Raw genomic sequence first — 1,568 nt, forward strand, 5'->3', positions numbered from 1 at the left:
ATTGTGAAAGAGCTCTGCCGACTTCTGGGGGGTGAAGTCTCCGTGGAAAGTGAACTGGGAAGAGGAAGTGTTTTCACCGTCCGTCTGCCCTGGACGCTTTCACCCCAGCAACAGGAAGAATCCGGTTTGGGACTTCGACTGTCCGATTTTGAAAAAATGCGGTTCGATCGCGGCAGATCAGTGCGTCGCCCCCAATCGGCCCCTGCCGACAGCCGGGCGGGTTGAAATAATAGCCCAGAGCTCCCTTGAGTCGCGAAAGTGTCTCCCACACCCTCGGAGATGGCGGCGCACGACGCGGCACTGCGGGACTCCTTGAAGTGTCACAAACGCACAAACATCGGTCCAACCGGCAGCACAGGGTTATTGACAACGTGGCGATTCATGGATCTTACCGCGTTCACCTTCCGCTTCACGGGTTTCTAAAGAACGATGAGCACTTCCCGATCAGGCAAAAGTCCTAACCCGACCGGCCGGCGTCCGGAGGTTCTCCTGTTCACCGACGGTGCGTGCAGCGGCAATCCAGGCCCGGGCGGTTGGGCATTTATCCTGCGACATCCAGCGTCGGGAAAGGAACTCATCAACTCCGGTGCGGAGTCCAGCACGACCAACAATCGAATGGAGCTGATGGCTGTCATCAAAGGGCTGGAGGCGCTCCGCAAACCCAGCCGTGTTCGCCTGATTTCCGACAGCGTTTATGTGGGAAAAGGCCTCACCGAATGGCTCCCCAGATGGAAGGCCAAAGGCTGGAAACGGTCAGGAAATGAGGCTGTAAAAAACGAAGACCTCTGGAGGCGTCTCGACGAACTTCTTTCCATCCACGAGGTGGAGTTTCAGCACATACCCGGCCACACGGGCCACAAGGAAAACGAACTGTGTGACCGCCTGGCAGTCCAGGCCTATCAAGAGCTGATCCAATCGCAGAAAGGCGCGGCGGAAGCAAGTAAACCCGCCTGACTCAGCTGCGCGCCGCAACCGCCTTGGACAGCGCAGGGGAACGGCACCTCACAACCGCAGCCCCTTCACCCCACGTCGGCCAGGGCCATACTTTTTCCGTATCGGGCCAGCACGAGGCGGCGCAAGCGGCGATGTTCGGGACGGGCCAGTCCGGGGTCCGCGGCTATCAACTCCCAGGCATCCTGACGAGCCAGTTCGACAACCTCTCGATCGCGAACCAAATCCGCGATGCGAAACGGCGGCAGCCCGTGTTGTCGAGTCCCCAGGATCTCTCCGGGCCCCCGCAGTGCAAAGTCGATTTCTGCCAGCTCGAACCCGTTGGTTGTACGACAAAACGCCTCCAGACGCTGTTTGGTATCGGGCGCTGTGGAATCCGAGAACACACAGCAGTAACCCGGCACCGGTCCGCGGCTCACTCTTCCCCGCAGTTGATGGAGCTGGGCCAGGCCGAATCGCTCGCCGTTCTCAATCGTCATCAGAGTCGCGTTGGGAACGTCGATACCCACCTCGATGACCGCGGTAGAAACGAGCACGTCGATCTCCCCGCGTCGAAACCGCGCCATCACCTCTTCTTTTTCTTCACCGGTCATTCGGCCATGAATAGCAGCCAGCCG

The 1,568-nt window shown here is 59.5% G+C and carries 3 protein-coding genes; 2 read left to right on the top strand and 1 reads right to left on the bottom strand.

Annotated features, from left to right (window positions below; genetic code table 11):
• Together H5U08_RS18285 and rnhA are read left to right on the top strand one after the other, a co-directional pair.
• On the top strand, positions 1–225 hold a 225-nt coding region (locus tag H5U08_RS18285), incomplete at its 5' end, for a hypothetical protein (RefSeq protein WP_297036438.1).
• A gap of 204 nt (positions 226–429) precedes the next feature.
• Positions 430–954, top strand: coding sequence for a ribonuclease HI (gene rnhA, locus H5U08_RS18290; protein WP_297036441.1), 525 nt, complete (start codon positions 430–432; stop codon positions 952–954).
• Positions 955–1,019: 65 nt separating this feature from the next.
• On the opposite strand, the gene H5U08_RS18295 is transcribed toward rnhA, so the two are convergent.
• Positions 1,020–1,568, bottom strand: a 549-nt coding sequence (locus H5U08_RS18295; protein ID WP_297036443.1) for a helicase-related protein, incomplete at its 5' end; no start/stop codon positions are given.

The organism is Thermogutta sp. (assembly GCF_014359955.1).
Lineage (GTDB): Bacteria > Planctomycetota > Planctomycetia > Pirellulales > Thermoguttaceae > Thermogutta.

What these genes read in the sequence shown, in the direction of transcription:
- rnhA (WP_297036441.1), top strand. Translation starts at nt 430, where the DNA reads ATGAGCACTTCCCGATCAGGCAAAAGTCCTAACCCGACCGGCCGGCGT.